14 protein-coding genes and 3 pseudogenes are annotated in these 15853 nt (G+C 58.4%); 7 read left to right on the top strand and 10 right to left on the bottom strand.

Annotated elements, in window-relative coordinates; translation table 11 throughout:
- Positions 1 to 213, top strand: a 213-nt coding sequence (locus ABF821_RS15455; RefSeq protein WP_415530640.1) for a transposase, incomplete at its 5' end; no start/stop codon positions are given.
- Here ABF821_RS15455 and ABF821_RS15450 read toward each other — a convergent pair.
- From ABF821_RS15450 to ABF821_RS15415, 8 genes and pseudogenes are all read right to left on the bottom strand, one after another.
- Complete coding sequence (locus tag ABF821_RS15450) at positions 203 to 451, bottom strand: hypothetical protein (RefSeq protein WP_415530639.1); 249 nt, start codon at positions 449 to 451, stop codon at positions 203 to 205. The genes ABF821_RS15455 and ABF821_RS15450 overlap by 11 nt on opposite strands.
- A 106-nt stretch (positions 452 to 557) precedes the next feature.
- Complete coding sequence (locus tag ABF821_RS15445) at positions 558 to 1817, bottom strand: tyrosine-type recombinase/integrase (protein WP_010515582.1); 1260 nt, start codon at positions 1815 to 1817, stop codon at positions 558 to 560.
- A 463-nt stretch (positions 1818 to 2280) separates the two neighbouring features.
- Positions 2281 to 3060, bottom strand: a complete 780-nt coding sequence (istB, locus tag ABF821_RS15440; RefSeq protein WP_415530638.1) for an IS21-like element helper ATPase IstB — start codon at positions 3058 to 3060, stop codon at positions 2281 to 2283.
- Positions 3050 to 4573, bottom strand: a complete 1524-nt coding sequence (gene istA, locus ABF821_RS15435) for an IS21 family transposase (RefSeq protein WP_415530636.1) — start codon at positions 4571 to 4573, stop codon at positions 3050 to 3052. Before istA ends, istB (ABF821_RS15440) begins: the two co-directional genes overlap by 11 nt.
- A gap of 143 nt (positions 4574 to 4716) precedes the next feature.
- Entirely contained in the window at positions 4717 to 7107 is a 2391-nt protein-coding gene (locus ABF821_RS15430; RefSeq protein ID WP_415530635.1) for a TonB-dependent siderophore receptor, read from the bottom strand.
- A 245-nt stretch (positions 7108 to 7352) separates the two neighbouring features.
- Positions 7353 to 8384, bottom strand: coding sequence for a FecR family protein (locus ABF821_RS15425; RefSeq protein WP_415530634.1), 1032 nt, complete (start codon positions 8382 to 8384; stop codon positions 7353 to 7355).
- 136 nt (positions 8385 to 8520) lie between these two features.
- Positions 8521 to 9024 (bottom strand): sigma-70 family RNA polymerase sigma factor, encoded by a 504-nt coding sequence (locus ABF821_RS15420; protein WP_415530633.1) that lies wholly within the window; start codon positions 9022 to 9024, stop codon positions 8521 to 8523.
- Between the two features lie 242 nt (positions 9025 to 9266).
- Positions 9267 to 9500, bottom strand: a pseudogene (locus ABF821_RS15415) (integrase core domain-containing protein); the annotation flags it as partial.
- A gap of 441 nt (positions 9501 to 9941) precedes the next feature.
- Here ABF821_RS15415 and ABF821_RS15410 point away from each other — a divergent pair.
- From ABF821_RS15410 to istB (ABF821_RS15390), 5 genes and pseudogenes are all read left to right on the top strand, one after another.
- Positions 9942 to 10307: an antitoxin Xre/MbcA/ParS toxin-binding domain-containing protein gene (locus ABF821_RS15410; protein WP_182974348.1), complete on the top strand. Its 366-nt coding sequence runs from the start codon at positions 9942 to 9944 to the stop codon at positions 10305 to 10307.
- On the top strand, positions 10304 to 10822 hold the full coding sequence (locus ABF821_RS15405) for an RES domain-containing protein (RefSeq protein ID WP_182974347.1): 519 nt from the start codon (positions 10304 to 10306) through the stop codon (positions 10820 to 10822). The genes ABF821_RS15410 and ABF821_RS15405 overlap by 4 nt, the downstream gene beginning before the upstream one ends.
- Before the next feature lie 251 nt (positions 10823 to 11073).
- A pseudogene (locus ABF821_RS15400) lies at positions 11074 to 11526 on the top strand (tyrosine-type recombinase/integrase); the annotation flags it as partial.
- Positions 11469 to 12053, top strand: a pseudogene (locus tag ABF821_RS15395) (Mu transposase domain-containing protein); the annotation flags it as partial. The pseudogenes ABF821_RS15400 and ABF821_RS15395, both read left to right, overlap by 58 nt.
- Entirely contained in the window at positions 12053 to 12853 is an 801-nt protein-coding gene (gene istB, locus ABF821_RS15390; RefSeq protein WP_415530632.1) for an IS21-like element helper ATPase IstB, read from the top strand. The pseudogene ABF821_RS15395 and the gene istB (ABF821_RS15390), both read left to right, overlap by 1 nt.
- A 748-nt stretch (positions 12854 to 13601) precedes the next feature.
- Here istB (ABF821_RS15390) and ABF821_RS15385 read toward each other — a convergent pair.
- Entirely contained in the window at positions 13602 to 14624 is a 1023-nt protein-coding gene (locus ABF821_RS15385; protein ID WP_182974345.1) for an alpha/beta hydrolase, read from the bottom strand.
- A 161-nt stretch (positions 14625 to 14785) separates the two neighbouring features.
- Between ABF821_RS15385 and ABF821_RS15380 the strand changes: the two genes are divergently transcribed.
- Positions 14786 to 15256, top strand: coding sequence for a MarR family winged helix-turn-helix transcriptional regulator (locus ABF821_RS15380; protein ID WP_029495916.1), 471 nt, complete (start codon positions 14786 to 14788; stop codon positions 15254 to 15256).
- Positions 15257 to 15453: 197 nt separating this feature from the next.
- On the opposite strand, the gene ABF821_RS15375 is transcribed toward ABF821_RS15380, so the two are convergent.
- Entirely contained in the window at positions 15454 to 15732 is a 279-nt protein-coding gene (locus ABF821_RS15375) for a transposase (protein WP_182974344.1), read from the bottom strand.
- Between the last annotated feature and the right edge of the window lie 121 nt (positions 15733 to 15853).

Genomic DNA, 15853 nt, shown 5'->3' with positions numbered 1-15853 from the left:
TGGGACATGGGAGCACGGCCAGCCATTCCCGCGAAACGACGCGATGGCCCGGTCGTCTGCCCCAAATGGGCCTATCGGTGTCGGCATCTTGTTGAGAACCTCTGGGCTCGCCTCAAGGAATGGCGCGCTGTCGCAACCAGATATGAAAAAACAGCAACGTCGTTCCTCGCCGTCATCCACATCGCTGTCGCAGCAGACTGGATCAAGTTCTAACAGGCCCTAATTCCTGATCTTCCGAAAGGACCGCCACCCGCTCGCCGTTGAGCAGGTGGTCGATCAATGCCTCGACGGCACTGGCTGCCGCCGGCGGCAAGGACATGGTCTGATCCTGCCCGTTCCGGCGCCGGACATGCAACTCGAAACGATCGCCTTCTACCAGCTTCGGCAGAGGGGCGACCTTCTTGCGGTCCTGGTCGGACAGACCGGCGAACGTGACGACGTGGCTTGCCACGACGGGTTCTCCTACGCATCCAGTCGCGTGCGCCCTTAACTGCAATAACTGAAACCGGTCGGCGAGGTATTCCGGCCGCAAGTGGTCTTTGGTCCCCCCGATGCCGTCACGCTGCCAGCCCCTCAGCCCGGCCCGCCTTCTTCGCTCCATCCAACAGCAAAGCGATCTTGTCGCAGGTGCGGCTAACGGCCAACTTCAGGGCTTCGTCGATATGCACGTAGCCTTGGGTCACGCTTTGCGCGGCGTGGCCGAGAAGCGCCCTGATCGTTAATTCGGAGAAGCCGAGATCACCTGCGACGCTGCCGAAGGTGTGCCGCAGAGTATGTGGCGTGACATCCTCGATGCCGACCGAAGCGCAGAGTCTCTCAAGGCAGGCTTTCGCCGCTGTATAATGTCCTTCACTGATATCGGACGGGAAGACATATGGCGACTCCTTACGGATCGGCTGGTTCTGAAGAACCTGCATTGCGGCCGGTCCGATGGCTCGAATCTGGGCGCCGCTCTTGGTGTCGGCGAAGTCGATATAGCCGCCCTCGGGACGAACCCATGCGCGCCGCATCCCTTGCGCTTCGGAAATTCGGAAGCCGGTCAGTAGCAGGAAGCGTACGATTGCTAGTGCGATCGGGTTTTCACCGTTACGCTCAGCATGTCGCATGGCGTCGCCGAGCTTCCCAATTTCGAGGATATTCAGCCTCCGCTGCTTTTTCTTTCCCGCAAGCCGTCGCGCGCCTTGGCAGGGATGAGTAGCAATCTTATCAAGGCGCGCAGCGTGACCGAGGATACTTTGCAGAGTCGAAACCGCTCGCGAGGCAACACCTGGGCCGCCCGTCGTGGCGCCGCCTCGCTTGGTGCTGCGGGGCTTGGCCGTCTTGCCGGCCACAATGTCGGCCTGCATTCCCTCTATATCAACCACTTTCAGCGAGCGAACGAGCCTCTTGCCGAGAAGCGGTTTGACGTGTGTCTCGATTCGGCTCTTATCCATCGCGAGCGTCGAGGCTTTGATCGGCCGGTTCCGACGTCCGATGATCCGCCCGGCCGCAGCTTCTTGGAGATACCAGTCGCAAAGGGCGGCGACCGTGATTGCCTTATGCACCTCGACCTCTGCTGCCGGGTCTTTTCCGTGAGCGAGCAGGCCCAGCTTGATCTTCGCAAGATCACGGGCTTGTTCGACGGTGATGGCTCCGAATCGACCAAGCGCAATGCGACGGCTGCGATCGTCGGCATTGCGATATTGCAAGATAAAGGTCTTCAAGCCAGAGGGAATGATTCTGGCACCGAATCCTCGCAACTCGCTGTCCCAAAGGAACGCTTGCCCTTGCTTTGGAGCCTTCAGGGCATCGACAGCCCGTTTCGTCAATTTCGCCATGGGGCTTCCCCGTCACCGTGCTTCCTGCTTACATTATCGGGGGTAGCGACAGAATGTAAGCATTTTGTAAGCAGATGGTCGAAAACCGGAGCAAATCCGAGCGCATTACGGAGTAGGAGATTTCATGTAATATGTTGTTTTATAGTAAATTATGGGAGTCAGGCGCACCCCGGCGTATGGTTCTGCCAATTTTGCCAAGGTTGGGGTCGTGGGTTCGAATCCCATCGCCCGCTCCAAGAAAACAGCAGTTTTCCGCGGAATTTAACCGCTCCCGTCTCGGATCAATTGGATAAAACTGGACAAATCACATAGCGAACCTGCCGAGCGATTTGGGCACGGGCTGAGCAAGCTATGTCAGCCTCTTGATGGCCTCAGCCTGTTAATTTTCACTGAGAACTGACCCGGGGTTTTCATCGAGAATTGACCCGGCCTTTGAGTATCTCCCTTATGTTTTGGGAGGTGGTCAAGAGGGTGCTTTTTCCTTTCTGGCTTTTGGGGTGGCGGAGCTTGCGCGGAACCTGAAGCTGTCGTTTCCGGTTTCGAGGATATGACAGTGGTGGGTGAGGCGATCGAGCAGGGCTGTCGTCATTTTGGGATCGCCGAAGACCTCGCCCCATTCGCCGAAGCTCAGATTGGTGGTGATGACGACGCTGGTGCGCTCGTAAAGGCTGCTGAGGAGATGGAACAGCAGAGCACCGCCGGATGCGCTGAACGGCAGGTATCCCAGTTCGTCGAGGATGACGAGATCGAGGCGCAGGAGACGGTCTGCGATCTGTCCGACCCGGTTGGCGGCCTTTTCCTGCTCCAGGGCGTTGACGAGATCGACGGTGGACCAGAACCGCGCCTTTTTGCGGTGATGCTCGATCGCCTGTACGGCCAGCGCCGTTGCCAGATGGGTCTTGCCGGTGCCCGGTCCACCGATGAGCACGACGTTCTCGGCCCGGTCGATGAAATCCCCGCCATGGAGTTGGCGCACCATGGCCTCGTTGATTTCGGCGACGGAGAAGTCGAAGCCGGCCAGGTCCTTGTAGGCGGGGAGCTTGGCGGTCTTGGTCTGATAGGCGATGGAGCGCACCTCGCGCTCGGCCAACTCGGCTTTCAGGAGCTGGGAGAGGACAGGGATGGACGCCTCGAACGCCGGCGCACCCTGCTCGGTCAGCTCGGCCGTGGCCTGGGCCATGCCATACATCCGCAGGCCGCGCAGCATGACGATCAGGGCTCCTGCCGCGGGGTCATGACGCATGGCGGCCCTCCCCGCGCAGTGCGTCATACCGCCTCGTATCGGCCCGGGGCTCGCGCTCCAGCACCAGCGCCTGCGGCGCGTCCAGCCTGGAGGCTCCCGTCTTCCTGGCGTCGGTCAGGCGGTGCAGCGTGTTGAGGACGTGGGTCTTGGTGGCCACCCCCTCCTCGAGCGCGAGTTCGATCGCGCAGAGCACGGCCTGCTCGTCATGATGCAGCACCAGGGCCAGGATCTCCGCCATCTCGCGGTCGCCCCCGGCGCGCCGGAGCAGATGCGCCTGCAAGGTACGGAACGCCCCGGGCAATTCGGCGAACGGCGCGCCGTTGCGCAAGGCGCCCGGTTTGCACTGGATCACCGCCAGGTCATGCCGCCAGTCATAGACCGTGCGGCCCGGCACGCCGTGGGACCGCTCGACGATCCGGCGATGCTCGCACAGGATCCGCCCCTCGGCGGCGATCACCAGCCGGTCGTGGTAGACGCGCAGGCTGACCGGCCGATTGGCAAAGGAGGCCGGCACGCTGTAACGATTGGTCTCGAACTGCACGAGGCAGGTCGGCCCGACCCGCTTGGCGTGCTCGACGAACCCGTCGAACGGGCGGCCAAAGACCATCAGGTGCGGCACTTCCGTCGCATGGGCCTCGGCGATGCTGCCGGGCAGATCGACATGCCGCAACTCGACCCAACGCGCCAGACACCGCGTCTCGAGCCAGGCGTTCAGCGCAGCCAAGTCTGGAAAATGCGGCATCTCCTGCCAGATCTGCCGCCGCGCGTCCTGGACAGTCTTCTCAATCTGCCCCTTTTCCCAGCCCGCCGCCGGATTGCAGAATTCCGCCTCGAACAGGTAATGGCTCACCATCGCCGAGAAGCGCAGGTTGACCTGGCGCGCCTTGCCCGGGCCGACCCGGTCCACGGCGGTCTTCATGTTGTCGAAGATGCCCCGGCGCGGAACGCCGCCAAGCACGCGAAACGCCTCGCCCAGCGCATCGAACAGCATCTCGTGGGTCTGCAGCGGATAGGCCCGCAGAATGAACGCCCGACTGTAGCACAGCTTGGTATGGGCAACCTGAAGCTTCACCCGCCGACCGCCGATTGTCGCCCAATCCTCGCCCCAGTCGAACTGGAACGCCTCTCCGGGCGCAAAGCGCAGGGGAACGAACACCCCGCGCCCCGTCGTCTGCTTCGCCTGTTGCCGCTCCGTCTTCCAGTCCCGGATGAACGCGGCCACGCGAGCATAAGAGCCATCATAGCCCAGCGCCACAAGATCAGAATGAAGACGGCGCCCCGTGCGGCGCTGCTTGCGCGACTTCGCCGCCTCCAGAAACAGCCAGCCCTCCAGCTTCTCGGAAAACGGGTCCAGACGGCTCGGACGCTCTGGAACCTTGAACTTCACTTCCGCCGTCTCCGCCCGAAGATATTTGCGGATCGTGTTGCGCGACAGCTTCGTCCGGCGCTCGATCTCGCGGATCGGCAGATGTTCCCGATAATGCCTCCGACGGATCACACTCGATAACTCCATGCTGATCACTCCTCATCTCCGCGGAACAATGCGCCGGGGCCAGTGTCAGACACGGGTCAAATCCTAATGAAAATTACCGCCCAAAAAGGGTCACTTCTCAACGCGAATCAACAGGGATAATTATTTTATATCCAGAATTATTTTCAGAAATCAGCAGCGACTGCAAAGCGGAACGTACGAGGAGCTGCCATTGTCATTGATCCTGCACTGGAATTACCACCGCCTGAATTCCAGTAGTGCGCATTGTTGGCGTTATCGACATTCAGAAAGAAGGTTATCTTTCCGTTTTTTGCCACAGGGTTACGCATCACATACCGTGTCCCAAGGTCAAGCCTTGTCCAACCAGGAATACTTCTACGCGGTACAGGCCGCTCAATATATTGGCTGCTGGTGTAAATTACATCTGCTGTAAAAGACAATCCTTTCACGAATGGAAAATTATAATTAAAGCCCATATTGAAATTAACGGGGGAAATATCGGAAGCCCTTTCACCATCATATTGACCACCGTCAGTATGGCGCAAGACAGGGTCAATCAACATTATGCCGCCAGTCACACTAAGCTCATGTATCAACTTCCCCGAAATATTTAGTTCCAAACCACGATGGCGTTCATCTCCATCGATAGTTAATGTATTTTTATTTAAATCATGGACCGTACTAGGAACATCGACCTGAAACACATCAAATGTAGCAATAAATCTACCAATGTCACCTTTTATTCCCAACTCATATTGAGTCGTTTTATAAGGTGAAAAAATCTGCCCGCGGTTTGCATATGATGAATCGACTATTGTTCCTTGCTGCAAACCCTGTATCCAGTTTCCATAAAAAGACATATGTTTAAATGGTTTAAAAACAGCCGTAACGGCAGGGCTGAGCGCAGTTTTATCATAACGGCTTGTCACTTCACCATCGTCGATATTTTGCGATTGCACTCTTTGAACCCGCAAACCAGCCGTAATCTGTATACGCTTATCCAGCGCCGAAACAGTATCGGCAAATCCTAGACTAGATAGTGTGGAAAGGCTCCCTATCGGAATATGATGTGCCACAGACACTGTTGGGCGAGGCACTTTCAATCCTTGATAGATATTGACGCTATAATCAGGCCAATCATCTGGATAACCAGCCACCCAACCGCTCTCTGTCCAGTATCTATTGGCTGAAAATGCTATATCGTGTGTAATTGGCCCAGTTTTTTCTTGCGCCCGGATTCCAATATCCGCTACGATCGTCCTGCCCCGTAAAGCATCTGAAAATGGCCACCATGTGTGGCCATTACCTTGTTGGTCTGAGACTGCAATGCCAGAATAATATAGACTTGTTCCGTTAGTGTCATGCACACCAACACTCCCGTGAGCAGTAACATTCCGGAAAATGTCTACTTCACCTTTAAACACCCCAAAAATATCTTGATCTTCACTATAGGTCCACGATTGACCAAGATTGCGTTTAACTTGAGCAGCATCGGGGACGGGAACTCCGGAATCCAGAGACAAATAAGGAAGAATACCGTCAATTCTTCGATATTGGTAACCAAAATCAGCCGATAGACGAACATGTTTCAGCCTTACGTCACCACCAATCCCGACGAGTGCAGTTTTCATACCATTCCCGGAAATAGCAGTGGGGCCTGATCGAATCATACCATTGAGTCGAAGACCAAATTCTTTGTTTTTTCCAAATCTCCGTCCGATATCCCCGTGGCCGCCAAATTGAAGATTTGAGTTATAATCTGCTTCTATGAAAGTTATCGGTGTGTCGTGTGCTCTTTTTGGAACAATATTTACAGTTCCACCAACTCCGCCTCCCGGTGACATACCATTTAGTAGCGCGCCTGGCCCTTCCAGAATTTCGACACGTTCAGCAAATTCAGTTAGCGCTGCGCTGGCAGGAACTATACCGTATAGCCCGCCAAAGCTCATATCGAAACCACCAACATCGAAGCCGCGAATCTGGATTTTTTCTTGGCCTGGTGAACCCGTTCCCCACGTTCCTCTTACCGACGGCGTATCTTTCAGAGCATCTCGTATCGTTCTGACCTGACGATTTTGAATGAATTCCGCAGTATAACTTGTCTGATTGAAAGGTGTATCCATAATACTGCGATTTCCAAGAATACCAAGCTGACCACCATCAGCCACTTCTCCTCCAGAAAGAACTGGGGTCAGATTACCAATCATGGCTGTGGTCGGAAGAGCAGTTCCACCGACTCTTACGGGGCCAAGCATTATTGGCGATGCACCTTCGTTTCCTACAACGATCATTCGCCCATTGAGTCGATAGGATAAACCCGTGCCGCCAAGCATTTTCTGAATAGCTTGCGGCCACGTCATTTTACCACTAACGGCATTCGTACGAATGCCTTTTGCGATATTGCTGTCGACTGTCACCTGCACACCGGCCTGCCGTCCGAAAGCGATCAGCGCGTCAGAAAGACTCTCAGCAGGAATGGAAAACGGTTTGGCCGGGCTGACCTCCTCGCTATTCCCTTGTGCATGCAACACTGCCGTGGGGAGTGCTGCGACCAAGATTGTCGAAGCCAATAGAAGTACAATGCTATAGCCTCTCCCCCTAGCTAAGGGGCCGCTTCCAGTTCTCTGAAACATCCGTTTTTACCATCCGTTGAGGCTCTACGCGCAGACAATCGCAATTGCGTCGTATTCTTAGTTCCTACTTAAACAACGGATAGCTCCCGGCCATTTCCTCCCCTGAAACTACGTTTTTTCAAAAAAAATTATCCAGCAAAAAAACAGTTGCTCCAACCGGATAAACGTCAGCCGTCAGTCACCACCAGCAGCCAAGGAGACATACGGCGCACGTTGGCAGCGTGAGAAGCCGCCAGTTCGCGAAGCGTTTGTTCCGGATGACGGAGATCGAACACTCCTGTCACTCTACGCTTAGCAAAGACGGGCGCATGAAGTAGAACGGCCCCGTGATAATAGTTTCGCAGTGCATTGATAACCTGTTCGGCGCTCTGATCGCGCACGATCAACGCTCCACTACGCCACGTCGCGACTTCCGTCGCATCGACGTGTTCATGTGCTACTATTCCCATATCTGGTACGCGGGCTGCCTCCCCGGCTTCAAGATCGAACGATACCGAGGAAGCAGCACTCACGCTGCGAACATTGACCTTGCCCTGCTCCACGGAGACCAGCGCACTATCTGTATTGCGTGCGACATCGAATGCCGTCCCCACATCCGTCACCGTCATATGATCTGTTGCGACTGAAAAAGGGTGCTCAGCGTTATGCACCACCTCAAAAAACGCTTCCCCACGCAACAGGCGCACATCACGCCGACCATTCCGAAATGCGAACGCTATAGCACTGCGCGGCGCAAGCATGACCTTCGAACCATCAGCAAGCGTTATGTCTCGCGTCTGGCCCGTGCCACTCATAGCATCCGCCTGCAAGCGGAGCGGTAGATCAGTGGACAAAACAACGACGGCAGCGAGCGAACAAACGGCGCACAGCGCACCGATCCAAACCCCTCGCCGTTTTATGGGCAGCCGGGACGGTGGAGGTATTACCCCCTGCTTACCAGGCCGGACAGTAGGTAAAGCCCGCTTCGTGCGCCCTTCAGTCGCATAGGACGACCAATGTTCTTGATGCTCCGCAGGGGCGCGGCCCACCAGATCATAAGCCCGGCGTGTTCTCTCCCATATTTCAGCATTGAACGACGTCTTGTGACACCATAGCTCAAACCGCTCCCGTACTATTTCATCGTCGAGATGCTCAGCAAGCACCAGCAACCATTCGGCTGCCTCGTTTTCCGCCTGTTCGCGTTCGGTGGGAGAAGTCATAACTGAACCTTGGAGAAGAAAGGAAGGCAACTGACCGCTAACGCACCGTTCGCGTGACTCAACTGTTGCCCCTTATATAAGAAACGCACGAACGCATCGGATTTTCTGTTTTTCACGAGTTTTCCGCCGCACGCACTTACAGCGCACGCTGACAGTGGCGAACTCCCTCGATAATGAGCGTATGAGCGCGGGAAACCGAGATACCAAAATGATCGGCGATTTCCTGTAGAGTACATCCACCTAAACGATGCATTTCCATCGCGATCCGCGTCCGTTCAGGGAGTGTCGCCAGCGCACCCTCGACGCGCTTCAATTCCTGACGCGCTATAGCCTCGCGCTCGGGCGTTGCCTCATTCGATGCGAGATCACTCGTAATGCCGTCCGGAAATTCTGCCGCATAGGACTCTTCCAGTGTAGCGCGACGTCGCCGATCGAGAGCAAGATTACGGACGACCCGATAGAGAAACCGCACAGGATCATGCACAAGGCACTCACGGGCAGCCGTATTGAAGCGTAGGAATGCCTCCTGCACCAGATCCTCGGCACGAGCGGCATCCTTGACGATTCCATTCGCATAATCGGTCAGTTTCTGCCGATGGGCTACGAAGATGTCCAAATACCCAGTATCACGCCCCACCATCGGTCAATTTCCCGGCTACCAGGTCGTATCGAACAACCTGCTGCCTACGCCTCTACCCAGTCGATTACGTCACCACAAATGCGAGACGTTCTTAATATTCTGGTAGCCGTCATGAAAGGAAAGAGCAAGAGTCAATAGACGGTTGACGTTGCCCCCAACGTGTCCTCAGTTCTGAGTTAGGGTCTGTGGGGTTGTGAAGTGCTCCCCGACTTTGAGCCAGCGTGAACTGGAAACTTCCGAGTTCAAGGCTCCACCGGCAGATCCGCCGGAAAGCCGTTCAGCAGCGATATCGGGAGTTTGTTACCGATGGCGCTGTGTGGACGGACCTCGTTGTAGTCCTGACGCCAAGCCTCCATTTTTGCCCGGACGTCGTCAAGGCACATGAACCAGTGCGTGTTCAGACACTCGGCCCGGAATTTGCCGTTGAAGGACTCGATGAAGCTGTTGTCGGTCGGCTTGCCCGGGCGGGGAAAATCGTGCAGCACCGCCTTGTCGAGCGACAGGTCCGCCACAATCCGTTTCAGCTTCGCGTTCTCATCTTCAAGTTGCCGCAGCCGCTTCATCTCGGACGTCATCAGGCCCGCATATTCCCCACACATCACGCGGACGTGAAATCAGTCGTAACTACGCTGCGCTTTCAGTCCCATTTGCATCCTATACGCATCCTGCGCGTGGAGCAGAAACGCAAAAGGCCGCCCATGAGGCGGCCTAAGCGTTTGATTTCATTTAGAAAATATGGTTGCGGGGGAAGACAACCAACGATACTTGCGATTGGTGAACCGCGAGATACCCCGTCTCGCCGCATGACAGAGTGATCATGCCAGCGCGCATGGACATATCCAACTGGAATCCTTGTCATAGGCAATCCGCCTCATATATGATCCCATAATACGGGCAATATATGAGGCATATGTGTCATGTCTGAGACCACGTTCCTCTCCGACGCCTTCGATCCGTCCGGGCTGATCGCTGCAGAACGACTGAGCAATATGCTGCACATCACGAGGAGCGAACTGGCGGCAACCCTGGGCCTGTCGCGTGATGCGGTCTCCAAAAGCGCCCGTCTCGGCCGCCCCGCCACCCAGGCGAGGCTGCGCGACATGGTCGAGATCCTCAATCGCGTCCGGCCATGGGCGGGCTCAGCCCAACAGGCTTTCGCATGGTACCGGTCACAGCCCCTGCCCTCCTTCGGCGATCAGACTGCCGACGCGCTCGTCCGGGAAGGGCGCGCCGATGCAGTCCGTCGGTATCTGGACCGGATCGCGACCGGCGGATACGCGTGAGGTTCACCGGGCGGGTGTTCCGGGCGCATAATCCCCGTTGGTCTTTTACTCCACTGTCAGGCGACGGTGCGGCGTTTCACGGGGGGCGGTTTAACCCGGTCGGCACCCCGGCCTTGTACACCTCGCTGCGTATGGAGACTGCCTGGCTCGAAGCCCAGCAGGGCTTCCCGTTCAAGCCGCAACCTCTGACCATCTGTGCCTATGATGTCGATAGCGAGCCTGTCCTCGATCTGACTGATCTATCCAGCCTTAACGATCTGGACTTCTCCCCCGCCACCTTGGCCTGCCCCTGGGAAGACCTTGCTGACCAAGGCAACACGCCGCCTTCATGGGAACTGGCAAAGGCACTCATGGCCGACGGAGCGGCTGGCATCATCGTCCCGAGCTTTGCCCCTGGAGCGACAGAACATGACAGAAACCTCGTCTTCTGGGCATGGTCAGACAGTCTACCCTCCCGCGTAACCGTCATTGACGATGAGAGGCGACTGCCCACAACTGCAGCGTCGTGGCCGTAAGCTGACTGGAGAGTGAAATGACCGAATAGCGGCTATTCAGCGCCCAGGCCTAACGACCGCTATGACGGCGACTGCCGCCTGTCTGCTCCTGCATCACTGAGCGGACAGGCAGATCAGGGGGGGAGAACGAACCCGCTGCGCGGGATTGGTGTAGCGTGGCGGTCTGTCACCACGGCGTGAGAGAGGTGTTTTATTTGAAGCTGGCCTGATGGGCCACCGCACTCTGGCTTGTGTCCAACACAAGGAGCCAGATGATGACGGAGCTTATTCCTGTAGTCGCGATCAGCCCTCTTCGCCAGCGCCTGATCGACGACATGACAATGCGAGGGTTCTCACGCGAGACGCAGCGCAATTATATCCGTGACGTCGGTCGTTTTGCGACCCATCTGGGCCGGTCACCCCATACGGCGACGGCGGAGGAGGTCCGTCAGTTCCAGATCGAGCAGCACGAGGCCGGCCTGCCGATACCGACGATGAACAGTATCGTGTCGGCGCTGCGATTTTTCTTCACCTACACGCTCGACCGGCCTGATCTTGCGCGCAAGCTGGTTCGCATCCGACATCCCCGCAATCTGCCCGTCGTGCTGAGCCGCGACGAGGTTGCCCGCCTGCTCAACGCGACCGTCTGCCTCAAGCACCAGGTGGCGCTCTCGGTCGCCTATGGGGCGGGCCTGCGCGTCGCCGAGGTGGCCGCTCTCAAGGTAAGCGATATCGACAGCGCGCGCATGCTGCTGCGGGTCGAGCGGGGCAAAGGGGGGCGATGTTCGAGGCGCATCTTGACCAATGGACGCGCGAGATTGCCGACCGGCGCGTGCATGGCACGACGGGCGTTGCACCGTCGGAGCGTTTCGCCGGCGAGGCCGAGGCCCTGCGCCCGCTCGGTGGACGCGCGCCGTTCGGCCAGTTGCGCGATCTGGTGCGCAAGGTTCAGGCCGATTGCGCGATCGACCTGGACACCAACAGCTACTCCGTGCCGTGGCGGCTGATCGGCGAGAGCGTCCAGATTGTGGTGCTGGGCGGGCGCGTCGTCGTGCGTCATGCCGGGCAGGTCGTGGCGGATCATCCGCTTTGCGCGGGACGCCGGCAGCGGATCGTCGATCGCTCCCATCTCGCCGGCGTGGTCGGCGGACCGGCCGCGAACGGCCCATCACTTGCCGGGCTACCGACCCCGTTGCCCGACCTGCTCCGGCCGCTGGCCGAATATGAGGCAGTCGCGGGAGGGGCCTGGTGATGGCGGGCGTGGACCATGAGGCATTGGTCGGGATGCTGGACCGGCTCAAGCTGACGGCGATCCGCGACCAACTGGACACGCTGCTCGACGAGGCGGCGCGCTCGGACATGACGTTACGCGAGGCACTGGCATTCCTGGTCGGGCGCGAGATCGCGCGACGCGACGAGCGCCGCATCGCCATGGCGAGCAAGATGGCGCAGTTCCCGTTCGTGCGGGAACTCGACGGCTTTGAGTTCGACGCCCAGCCGTCCCTCGATCCCCGGCAGGTCCGCGATCTGGCCGAGTGCCGCTGGGTCGCGCACGGCGATACGATCCTGCTGCTGGGGCCGCCGGGAACGGGGAAGACGCATCTGGCCGTGGCGCTCGGGCGCGAGGCGATCCGGCGAAACTACAGCGTGCAGTTCGTCACCGCCGCGACATTGGTCGCCATGCTGGCCAAGGCGCATGCGGACGGCGCGCTGGACAAGCAACTGGCGCTCCTGTCGCGACCGAAGCTGCTGATCATCGACGAACTGGGCTATCTGCCGTTCGAAGCCAACGCCGCGCATCTGTTTTTCCAGCTCGTCTCAAGGCGCTACGAGCGCGGCTCGATCCTGCTGACCTCCAATCGCTCGGTCGGAGAATGGGGCGAGGTCTTCGGCGACCCGGTGGTGGCCACCGCCATCCTGGACCGCCTGCTGCACCATTCCACCGTGATCACCATCCGCGGCGACAGCTACCGTCTGCGGGAGAAACGACGCTCCGGCCTTCTGCAGAAGGCCGAAGCGTCCATCAGGGAAGCCGAGACAACCACATCATGACGGGGTCAGTTCCTCGCTTCGCCAAAGGGGTCAGTTCTTCAATTCGTTTGACAACAGCCCTGCCCGTGCTGTGGTGGTCAGATGGTCGTCATCCAGGTTTTTGTTCGATGGTGCCAGCCCAGAGGACCGCCATGCGCGACCGATCCGGCCGGAGGATCAGCATGATAACCGGCAGACACGACCGTATAACCCAATGCCTGTCGGAACCGCCCTGTTCCGGCAAACCGACAGGCTTACGCAAAACGCGAAAAAACGGCAGAAAGTGTGCTCCTGGCACCGACGATCCTGTCATCTCCCTGGGCAAGATCGGCGGGAAAGGCCCTTTGCCGCGCCACGAATGCCGTCATGCTCTCCCGCTCAGGCGCGCCTCAGGGCAGCGCCAGTTGCAAATTCCCCATAACTGAGTCCCGGTGTCGCGGGTTCGGTCCTCCCCGACTTTCGTACGCCTCACGGCGCCCGAAACTCTTCAGGTAAGCAGAATGTCGGCTGTTGGGCGGTAGGACTGGAAAAGCGGTCATTCGTGCAATCGACTGTCACGACACAAATGGGCGTCTCCTGAAGATCAACCTGATAACCTACTTCGTCGGGCGAGAGCTGTCCGTCTCATGAGACGCCGCATATATGCACTCGTCATGCCAGCGATAGGTTCATGGTCAGTGCCTGAGGGACGGAGCAGAAACTGCGGCCAGCGCGAGGCTGAAGCACTCCCTCTTTTTGGAGGAAATTGCTTCAGACCGCTTCTGTTCTATCACTTTACCTTCGTAAAGGCATCGCGTAGGAAATGAGCCGCTTGGGCGACTGCGGCGGTGGCCGCCGGCGTCTTGGCAAGCGCATTGAGCATAACGAAATCGTGGATCGTCGCGTTATAGCGGGTCGTTATGACCGGCACGCCAGCTTCGACCAGGCGTCGGGCGTAGGCCTCGCCCTCGTCACGCAGGACATCGTTTTCATCTGTGATGACCAGCGCTGGCGCCTGCCCGTGCAGGATGGAGTCCGGCGTGTTCAGCGGCGAGACATGCGGCTGGGCCCGGTCCGTGCCGGCAGGCAGATACTGGTTCCAGAAATAAGCCATGGCTTTCGCTGTCAGCCAGGGGCCACTGGCGAACTCGCGATAGGATCCGTCATTCATTGCGGCATCGGTCACCGGATAGAACAGGAGCTGGGCTACGGGCCTGGGTCCATGCCGCTCCGCAACGAGGGCGGAGACGACCGCAACCATATTACCGCCGACGCTGTCTCCGGCGATGGCAATGCGGGATGGATCGATCCCGAATTCGACCGGATGACGAGCGACATACTCCAGAACCGCATAATCCTGCTCGATCGCAGTTGGATAACGCGCCTCGGGCGAGCGTTCGTAATCGACGAAGATCACCACCGCACCGCTGCCCGCCGCCAGATCGCGCACGAGGCGGTCATGGCTGGCCGGGCCGCCCATCACCCAACCGGCACCATGATAATAGACGATGGCCGGCGCATGGTTCGGGGCGTCGAACGGGCGATAGATCCGGATGCGTGTGCTGCCGGTCGGGCCAACGGGGAGCACGCGGTCGGTGATCCGGGCAGAGGGAGCGGTGACCTTCACCGATGCCTGCGCGCCGTCCAGCAGCGCACGGGCATCGTGCGGCGACAGCGAGGGGATGGCCGGGACATGGGCGGTGGCGAGGTCGTTGAGGAAATGCTGGGTCGTGGGCTCCAGCACGGGAGCGGCGAGCGCGGGCGCGGCGGCAATAGCGGTAGCCAAGGCGATGACTGTGGAGAAGCGCTTCATGATGGAAAACTCCGTATCGATCAGGCTGCGATCGGCCTGTGAAGCACACATATCGTGCACGATATTATCGTGCAACATGGTAAATTGCATGGCTCCTATGCATTAACATCGCCCAAGATTTGATATTACGCGATATAATGGCCCTACTTATGGAGGACGATATGAACGAAGACCCATCCACACCTGATCTGTCGAATTTCGTGTGCTTCTCGCTGTATGCCGCGAGCCACGCCTTCAATCGGCTGTACCAACCGCTGCTCGAGCCGCTCGGTCTCACCTATCCGCAATATCTAGTAATGACCGTCCTGTGGAGCAGTGACGGCAGACTTGTCGGCGAAATCGGATCACAACTCGATCTGGTCAGCTCCACCCTGACCCCGTTGCTCAAGCGGCTGGAGGGCGCTGGCCTTGTGGAGCGCACCCGCGACCAGAAGGACGAACGACAGGTGCGCGTTCATCTGACCGAGGCCGGTCGGGCCCTGCGCGTTCAGGCCGAGACGATTCCGGCTTGTGTGTTAACGGCGACCGGGCTGTCGATCACCGAACTGCGGGACTTGCGTAATCGGGTCGACCGGCTGCGCCAAGCCGTCAGCTCTCCGCGTGCTCCGGGCTGCAATTCCGACGATCATTGAGCCTGTCACCCATCGATAGGTCCGGTTGCTCAGGGTATAATGCTCGCGGATATGCGCCAGAACCTTCAGATCGGTGCGCTGGCGCTCGCACAGGGGCCGGGAAACCCATGCCCGGTAGCCACGCGTCGAGACCTGCAGGACCCGACATAGAGCGGCGATGGGCCAGCGGTCACGATGTGCCCTGATAAACGCAAACCTCACGTCTTTTGGCTCGCGAAGAACTGCGTGGCTTTTTTTAATATTTCCCTCTCCTCCCGCAGGATACGGTTTTCCAGGCGAAGACGCTCATTTTCCCGGACGAGGTCCGTCTGCGCTTCAGGCGCCGTCAGATCAGTCGACCGATACTGCGCAATCCAGTGGCTCAGCGTTGATTTGCCAATCCCCAGATCCGCCGCAATCCGTGTCCGGGACAAACCGCTGCTCAGCGCGATCCTGACCGCCTCGCGGCGAAACTCTTCTGTCTGCTTCAATGCCATGGTCTCATGGCCTTTCCTGTTGAAAGCTTTAAACGCTCAGTCAACCGGCACAAAACCGTTACAAGTCCATTGGAGAATTGGTCGCCGTAATACCTGAGATCCGTCCATGCTGCACATGCGA

This window comes from Gluconacetobacter sp. (assembly GCF_047721585.1).
Classification (GTDB): domain Bacteria; phylum Pseudomonadota; class Alphaproteobacteria; order Acetobacterales; family Acetobacteraceae; genus Gluconacetobacter; species Gluconacetobacter dulcium.
The sequence above is the reverse complement of the archived record's forward strand: the minus strand, read 5'-3'. Positions and strand labels throughout refer to the sequence as shown.

Excerpts from the sequence above, each read along its gene's own strand:
- istA (WP_415530636.1), bottom strand. The coding sequence starts at position 4,573 with ATGGAGTTATCGAGTGTGATCCGTCGGAGGCATTATCGGGAACATCTG.
- ABF821_RS15380 (WP_029495916.1), top strand. The coding sequence starts at position 14,786 with ATGAACGAAGACCCATCCACACCTGATCTGTCGAATTTCGTGTGCTTC.
- ABF821_RS15445 (WP_010515582.1), bottom strand. The coding sequence starts at position 1,817 with ATGGCGAAATTGACGAAACGGGCTGTCGATGCCCTGAAGGCTCCAAAG.
- istB (WP_415530632.1), top strand. The coding sequence starts at position 12,053 with ATGGCGGGCGTGGACCATGAGGCATTGGTCGGGATGCTGGACCGGCTC.
- ABF821_RS15410 (WP_182974348.1), top strand. The coding sequence starts at position 9,942 with ATGTCTGAGACCACGTTCCTCTCCGACGCCTTCGATCCGTCCGGGCTG.
- ABF821_RS15420 (WP_415530633.1), bottom strand. The coding sequence starts at position 9,024 with ATGGTGGGGCGTGATACTGGGTATTTGGACATCTTCGTAGCCCATCGG.
- istB (WP_415530638.1), bottom strand. The coding sequence starts at position 3,060 with ATGCGTCATGACCCCGCGGCAGGAGCCCTGATCGTCATGCTGCGCGGC.
- ABF821_RS15425 (WP_415530634.1), bottom strand. The coding sequence starts at position 8,384 with ATGACTTCTCCCACCGAACGCGAACAGGCGGAAAACGAGGCAGCCGAA.
- ABF821_RS15385 (WP_182974345.1), bottom strand. The coding sequence starts at position 14,624 with ATGAAGCGCTTCTCCACAGTCATCGCCTTGGCTACCGCTATTGCCGCC.
- ABF821_RS15375 (WP_182974344.1), bottom strand. The coding sequence starts at position 15,732 with ATGGCATTGAAGCAGACAGAAGAGTTTCGCCGCGAGGCGGTCAGGATC.